The sequence below is a fragment of the Pseudomonas sp. LBUM1660 genome (assembly GCF_059695935.1).
In genome coordinates this window covers 311,194-318,126 of sequence record NZ_CP166796.1, presented here as the reverse complement: position 1 = coordinate 318,126, position 6,933 = coordinate 311,194, and the positions used below count along the sequence as shown (strand labels likewise).

Annotated in this window: 6 protein-coding genes; 2 read left to right on the top strand and 4 right to left on the bottom strand. The window is 56.4% G+C overall.

Features of this window, described 5'->3' with window-relative positions:
- Positions 1–742 precede the first annotated feature (742 nt).
- Positions 743–874, top strand: a complete 132-nt coding sequence (locus ACA068_RS31205; RefSeq protein WP_497310781.1) for a hypothetical protein — start codon at positions 743–745, stop codon at positions 872–874.
- Here ACA068_RS31205 and ACA068_RS31200 read toward each other — a convergent pair.
- The 3 genes from ACA068_RS31200 to ACA068_RS31190 all read right to left on the bottom strand — a co-directional run bounded on the left by ACA068_RS31200 (position 871) and on the right by ACA068_RS31190 (position 4,128).
- Positions 871–2,090 (bottom strand): IS3 family transposase gene (locus tag ACA068_RS31200; protein WP_497310780.1). Its coding sequence is split into 2 segments (ribosomal slippage): positions 871–1,745 and positions 1,745–2,090, totalling 1,221 coding nucleotides; the frame shifts between segments, so codons are not numbered across the junction. The two genes, ACA068_RS31205 and ACA068_RS31200, sit on opposite strands and share 4 nt — an antisense overlap.
- Positions 2,091–2,311: 221 nt before the next feature.
- Entirely contained in the window at positions 2,312–3,460 is a 1,149-nt protein-coding gene (locus ACA068_RS31195) for a tyrosine-type recombinase/integrase (protein ID WP_497310779.1), read from the bottom strand.
- Positions 3,457–4,128, bottom strand: a complete 672-nt coding sequence (locus ACA068_RS31190) for a hypothetical protein (protein ID WP_497310778.1) — start codon at positions 4,126–4,128, stop codon at positions 3,457–3,459. Before ACA068_RS31190 ends, ACA068_RS31195 begins: the two co-directional genes overlap by 4 nt.
- A gap of 393 nt (positions 4,129–4,521) precedes the next feature.
- Here ACA068_RS31190 and ACA068_RS31185 point away from each other — a divergent pair, with 393 nt between their 5' ends.
- The gene (locus ACA068_RS31185; RefSeq protein WP_497310777.1) at positions 4,522–5,523 is read left to right on the top strand and encodes a DNA-binding protein; all 1,002 of its coding nucleotides are present in this window, start codon (positions 4,522–4,524) and stop codon (positions 5,521–5,523) included.
- A 421-nt stretch (positions 5,524–5,944) separates the two neighbouring features.
- On the opposite strand, the gene ACA068_RS31180 is transcribed toward ACA068_RS31185, so the two are convergent.
- Positions 5,945–6,811 carry a DNA topoisomerase gene (locus tag ACA068_RS31180; protein ID WP_497310776.1) on the bottom strand — a complete coding sequence of 289 codons (867 nt, stop codon included), beginning with the start codon at positions 6,809–6,811 and terminating at the stop codon, positions 5,945–5,947.
- Between the last annotated feature and the right edge of the window lie 122 nt (positions 6,812–6,933).

Genomic DNA, 6,933 nt, shown 5'->3' with positions numbered 1-6,933 from the left:
ATGCGGCACCAGCGAGTGGAATTAAGAATGGGACCATTCTGTACCGGATGTATCGGCTGATACAAGACAAAATGAGGTAATACCTGCATAGGAATCTTATTTTTTACTGTGGCTTCATATAGGTAAAAGGCAAATTACCAACGTACACCATATGGATAGCTGAAAAATCAGCGAGTAGCTGATGCAGCGGGTTGAAATGAACAATGGCTTATCAAAGATTTAGAGCTGGGGTCACGAACAATCACCTAGGGCGGCAGGGAAGGGGCCTTTCGCACAGGAGGTCACCCGATGACCTGTCGGCGCATTCCGTGAACATCACGCTGGGCCGGCTGATATTCTGGTCAGAAGGCCGCGACAGACACTGTCCTTATCGATCACGATTCACGTTTTCCAAATGCCCACGGCTGCTGTCGTGACGGCAAGCTGGCGTCATCAGTATCAACATGAGGACGTAGGCAATGAGCGCGGCAGTTCAGTTTGTAACCATGATTGACGGTGAGCAGATCCGGGGTTGGACGGTTAAGGATGGGAAGTCCTACCGTGCATACGCGGATTTTCGCGGGGAGCAAATAAGTGCCCGCGGTCCTACCAAGTCAAACGCTGAAAGCAAGTGGCGCGAGGAAGCGAACCACAAGGCAAACGAATAGGAGAAGCCGAGTAGCCGCTACAAACAAAGTCCATCGTGCGGGTTTCGGCTTCACCTGGGCGCGGCTTTCGCGCCTGTTCTCCCGGAGCGCAGAGCATGAAAAGTTTCAACGACTGGCTGCACCACAACGACGGTGAGCATTACGAAGCATTACGTGAAGAGTACTTTGAGGGCGGTGGAGAACCCGGCTACTTGCCCCTACAAAACCGGACACCAATTCCCCGTTAAATTGATGCTGCCGCTAAGCGCCTGAACTCCCTCGGAGAGCGATAGTTCAAGGCGCTGTGTGGATGCTGCTCGTTGTAGTGCTCGAAGGCAATTGCCAGGTTACGCAACGCCGTTTCTCGATCCGGCTTGGGCATGTGCGCCACGTAATCTCGCTTAATCGTCTTCACGAAGCTCTCGGCCATGCCGTTACTCTGCGGGCTGCGTACCGGGGTGGTCACCGGCTGCAAGCCGATCTGTCGAGCAAACAGGCGTGTCTGTTCGGCGGTGTACGCCGAACCGTTGTCGCTTAGCCATTGAACTGGTGTGGTGGGCAGTTGATCACCAAAACGCTTCTCCACGCTTTCCAGCATCAAGTCGCGGATATCATCGCCGCTGTACCCGGTCGGGCTTGCCACCCAGCCGATGGCTTCGCGATCACAGCAATCGAGGGCGAAGGTCACGCTCAGTTTGGCGCCGTCCTCGCAGCGGAACTCAAAGCCGTCCGAGCACCAACGCGTATCGTTGGTTTCCACGGCAATACGGCCTTCGTGCCGACGCGGCACGCCGGGCTGTTTGATCCGGCGTTCAAGCAAAAGGTTGTGGTCACGCATCACCCGGTAAACCCGTTTCACGTTGACCGCCGGCAGCGAGCGCTTTTCACGTGCACGACGCAGTAGTCCCCAGACGCGACGGTATCCATAGCTGGGCAGTTCGCTGACCTCTTGCTGGATTTCAGCGACCAGCTCTACATCGTTCACAGGCCTGCTTCGCCGCACTTTGGGCGATACCGATTGCTTGATTCGAACCGTTAATTGCGAGCGCGCTACACCGAGACATTTACTGACCAGCTTCACTGGTCGTTCCCCGGCAACAAGGGTGAGTGCGCAATCCATTTTCGCGACCGGGCGATCTCCACGGCCTCTTTGAGGATTTCGGCTTCCATCGTTTTCTTGCCCAGCATCCGTTGCAGTTCACGGATCTGCTTGAGCGCATCGCTCAGCTCGGAGGCAGGCACCACGGCTTCACCGGCACTGACCGCCGACAAACTGCCGTCCTGGTACAGCTTGCGCCACAGGAACAGCTGGTTGGCATTGATGCCGTTGCGCCGAGCGACGACCGACACACTTTGTCCTGGCTCAAGGCTCTCGCGAACCATGGCCAGTTTTTGCTCTGGGCTCCAGCGGCGCCGCCGCTCCTGGCCCAAAAGCTCCCCACTCTTATCGTTGCTATTAGTCATAAACATAACCGTTTGCCTATCCCTTATCGTAAGGGGGAAACGGTGTCCTGTCTTTCATGGGGCTCGTCCAACCAGTTCAGCTTGCCCTTAGACGAATTCAAGAGACTTGAAAAAGCCAGCCATGATGCCAATGGGAAACTGGCATTCTGGATTGGCGTAGGAGCCCCTAAAAACTGGGATGCTCAAAAAGCGTCCCAGGGTGCACCAAAGCAATAACTGAGCTACTTGAGCCGGGGCGTACTCAGCGTCTGGACGACCCCTGCATGCATTTCATCGTTCTCCGTGTGCAGGTAACGGCTGGTGGTTTCCATCTTGGTGTGGCCAGCCAAGGACTTGATCATCACCAGGTCGCCGGTAGCCTTGGCCAGATGGCTAAAGCAGGAATGACGGAGCCAGTGGGTCGTCGCTTCCGCCAGCCGATCGGCCAACTCAAATTGCTCGCGTTGAATGGCCAGCCCTGCGGCCCGGGTCATAATCTCGATGATGGCCTTGAGCACGGTACTGGTGTGCGCCCGCTTGAGTTTGGAGTTGGCGGCCAGGAGGAGGGGGGTTGGGTCTTTCGCCGGAATGTCCCGCGGTAAACCGAAGGCCTCTCTATATAGTTGCAGGTCTTGGTACAGGTCGTCAGATATGGGCACATCGCGGAACTTGTTGCGCTTGCCGAGAACCGTCAGCCACCAAGTCCCGCTGGCCGAGCGATGGATGCTGCTCATGTTGGATGTGGTGCCTTCGAAAGTCCGCACACCGGTCAGGTAAAACAGGCTCAGCATGAAATGATCCCGCGCTCGTTTACGCGGGCTCTTGGTCAGACTGATCGCCTCAAAAGCGAGAGCTATGCCTTCCTCAGGCAGCAAGCGTTTGATCGTATCGTCGTGCGGCGCTTCTGGTTTACGCACCAGCGCGACGGGATTGCCTTTGAGCCTCCCACCTTTAACCATCCACGTGTACATGCTGCCAATTTGAACCAGGGCATAGCGCTGCGAGCTCAAGCTCAGGGGGCCGGCGAAGGGTCGCCACTGCTCATGATGACGCGGATACTTCGTTTCACTGACCCACATCTCACGGGGCTGGGGATCCGCCAGGAAAGCGGCATAGTCGCTCACGTCCATGACGTTGATCTGTGACAGTTGCTTGCCGCGGGTGTGCAGCGCCCACAAGATGAAGCGCTCCACCTCCTTGCGCATGACCCGGCGAGTCTTGAGATTGGTGGCGGTGGTTGTCAGCCAGATGGCTGCCGCCTCGATATCGCTGTTGGCCTGGATCAGGTCGGGAGTTTCACCTGGTTCCACCAGTGCGTAGGCGTCAAGCAAGGCGATCTCGGTGTTGGCCTGGAAATCCAGGCGGGTGGGCAAGCTGGTTCGTGAGCTCATCGTAGATCCCGCATTTTTCCGTTGGACACCAGCCAATCGTCAATCTGATCCGGCGCAATCCACCGTCGATCACCTGTCGCTGACTCGCATTGGTACTCTTCCTGTGCGCCGCCGGCGGGGTCGACGCCGACCCGGGTAGCGGTTACAACCAGAATGGCATGCTCGCGGGCAAAGCCATCGATCTCCTGCACGACCGCCAGCTCTGAGCCCCGCGACAGATAGCTGTTGTAACGAAAGCCGTCGACGCCCGGTGCGAACGCTTCATCCTCGTCCTCGTCGTCCCCATGCTCCCACTTGAACGGTGGATCAGATTGCACGGAGGCGCCGGCGGCTTCAGCGGCTACCGGTTGGACCGATTCGCCAATGGGCAGGACTTTGCGCTGACGGGGTTTCGGCGGAATGATGGAAAGCCTAGCCGCTGTCACACACGATCGCTCGAAGGCGCTCAATGCCGGCAGCGATCGCACCAGGTCATCCCATTTCAGATCACGGTCCTCGTCCGCAGCAATCCGGCTCAAGTGCTCCGGCCGGATTGACCACCGACAAGCCACATCGGCCATACGCCAGCCGTGCTGCTCAATGAGCGCTTTGAAGGCTTCACGAGAAAGCTTCGGGGGGCGTAAGAAGGGTGAACCCTTTTCCGCCTTGCGTGATTTGGCTTGATCCACAGCGCAAGTCTTTTTAAGTAAAAATAAGATTCTAAAGGGTTATATCAGAACAGAAACACATTCTCTCGCAGAGTTAGCTACTGATAGATGCGAAAGGATGCATCCCCCTTATAGCAATATTCGTGATAACTGCACGTATTCACGAATTTTACCGATTTATGATAAGAATAGTATCAATATTAATATCAAAAGTAGTACTATGACGAGACCAGCACCGTCTTTATTTTTTAAGTGCTCATTTACCTTGCAAGATATTGATTTAAAAGGATTTTATGTTTTTCAGATGATGTAAATGACCAGGTTTTCGTCAGTAAATCTGCGAATTTCCGGAAGTAAATTTTTAAATCAGCAGGCACAAGGCCCTGGTTTTCCGATGAAGGAGCACGAGTCGCTATGACAAAGCAGTCCCCCAATGCGCAACTGAAGAACACTCGGCTTCTGGTGCATCAATACGCGGAACGTCTGCTTGGCCTTGGTGAGGAGGTTCGGCAGTCGACCATCCGGGAGATGATCGCCGCTGAGCACGGCATCACGGCTTCCCCCAACCTGGTCAACGATGAGGTGAAGAAGTTTTGGGTGCAGGCCGGACCGGCATTAAGTGCCCGGCTACGCCGCCCCAGCATTCCCGATGACGTGTGTGCGAGTTTCGACAAAATCTGGGATGTCGCCCTCGCCGCCGCTGTTGCCGGGCATGAAATTGAACGGCAGCAACTTCAAGCGCAGGCTGACAATTCAGTGGCAGCGATGGAAGCAGCAAAGGCGAACGAACAGGCTGCCATTGAGCGGTTCGACGGTCAGACACGCGAGATTGAGGGGTTGCGGGCAGACAAGCTCAGCCTCGCGGAGCTGTTACAGGCCAATGAGGCCGAGCGCAAAGGGCTGGCGGCGGAGCTGAAGGACCAGGCCGAGAAAGCTGCGGCGCAGAATGCCCAGCACATACAGGAACAGCAGCGCCTGCAAGGGCTCGTGGAGAAGCTGCAACAGCAATTGGCGGATCTGCGGGCGAGCGCTCAGCGGGAACTGACCGTCCTGGCTGAAAGCCACCAGGTTGAACTGGTCAAGACCCAAGACTTCTTGATGCGGGAAACGGCCAGGGTTCGCGATGAGGAGAAGACCAAAACCGACAAGCTGACCAAAGAGCTTGAGCGGGAGCGGAGTGAGAAGGATCAGCTGCGGCAATTGCGATCGAAAGCTAGCGACGAAGCGGCGCAACTCCGCGGGCGACTGGAGGTCACGGATCGCAATCTGGAGAAGCTGGAACAACGAAACGCCCAACTCAGCGAACAGAATGACAAGCTGCAAGCGGCACTGCTCGAAAGCGTCAAAGGCAGAGTGTATGCGCCTAAGCAGAAGGAGGCGGAGGCGGATTCGCCGACGCCTCCTGCCAATAAATAAGGAGACCGGCATTTTCGGTGGGGAAAGTTTTCAAGCTCTGCATGCCTGCCGCTGATCAAGTTCCCCGGCCTGCATCGGGCTGGCCAGGGAGTTTTGATCGCGTTTCGCTTTACCAGTCTTGGCTCAAACGTTCGGTCACGACTGGAAATCCGACCATCGTGTAACCGGGTTTAGGCGTCACCGTGGGTAACTATGTCGGGAAATGGCAAGCACCTCGAACCGCGGACAGCGCCGGCCCGGGTAAGGATAATCACCCCCACCGAATATTGAATCGGGCGATGGCCGACGTAATTATTGCTGCGTGCTCAGGGGCGGTACCCGATCCAGATGCGCAGTCATCCAGGCGTAAACTCAGCCCGGCAGCTGAGGCCGCGGCGTTGAAGGCCCTGGGCGACGCCACCCCGGATTTCACCGCGTTCGTTCAACCGCGCAAAAAGAAGAAGTCGGTGTTGAACAATATGACCCGCATTCGAGAGGCCATCACAAACAAGGTGATACCGGTGTGCGGAAGCAGGGATGGGTTCGAGTATTTGCTGGAAGCGGACATTGTCGCCTTTGATGCGGATCTGGACCTCAAAGCCCTAATCAAGGCGGAGAAGCTACCAGCGCCGACACCGAACGTAGCGTGCACTTCCCAGTACGGCACCGGGCGGAAAGTCAGAATGCTCAGCTCCAGGGCACAGACCAAGGAAAGCGTCGGGGTCTGGACCCGGCCCAACGGAAAGGTTTCGGCTTTTGCGGTCTGGCGTTCATAAAGCCGGGTGATGCCGCGAGAGGCATTGATCCCGACGATGAAATCGCCTTCGCTTCGAATCTCAGCAGCCTCAGCAAGGTTATCGTAGTCCACCCCGGGGCGCATTCCTGCATAGGCTGATTGAATGGCTTCGTCCGTGGTTGAGGTCATCCAGAGGCGAAGCATTGGCTTCGTGCACCCGGCTCTTTTATAGATCAGACGGAAAATCAGCTCCCCTTCTCGACCGGCGTCGCAGGCGTTGGCGATAGCCGTAATATCCGAGCGGCGCATAAGGCGATCGAGCACCTGGTAGAATTTTTTCTTTTCCTCAATAAGGCGCAGTTCGAATTGATCCGGAATCACCGGCAGGTTACTGATATCCCGGCCAGCCTTGGCCATCTCCTCTGAATGGATCTCCACCAGGTGACCGGCAGCAGGGGCAAGAATGGCGTCTTCACTCTCGAGCCAGTTTTCTACCCTGCTAAATCCGCCGATCGCTTTAGCGATGGTGGCTGCGACAGTCGATTTTTCAGTGATGATGAGAGTCTTGCCCATTGCTGACCATGCCTTCAGTTTTCTAGAGGTTGAAGCCGACTGCCTGTAGCGGTCGGGGGCTGCTGTGAGTTACCACAGCCACCAAAAACGGAAAAAGCCATCGACAGTGGTCAAGGACCTCG

Coding starts and splice junctions, on each gene's coding strand:
- ACA068_RS31180 (WP_497310776.1), bottom strand. CDS start 6,811: ATGGGCAAGACTCTCATCATCACTGAAAAATCGACTGTCGCAGCCACC.
- ACA068_RS31195 (WP_497310779.1), bottom strand. CDS start 3,460: ATGAGCTCACGAACCAGCTTGCCCACCCGCCTGGATTTCCAGGCCAAC.
- ACA068_RS31185 (WP_497310777.1), top strand. CDS start 4,522: ATGACAAAGCAGTCCCCCAATGCGCAACTGAAGAACACTCGGCTTCTG.
- ACA068_RS31205 (WP_497310781.1), top strand. CDS start 743: ATGAAAAGTTTCAACGACTGGCTGCACCACAACGACGGTGAGCATTAC.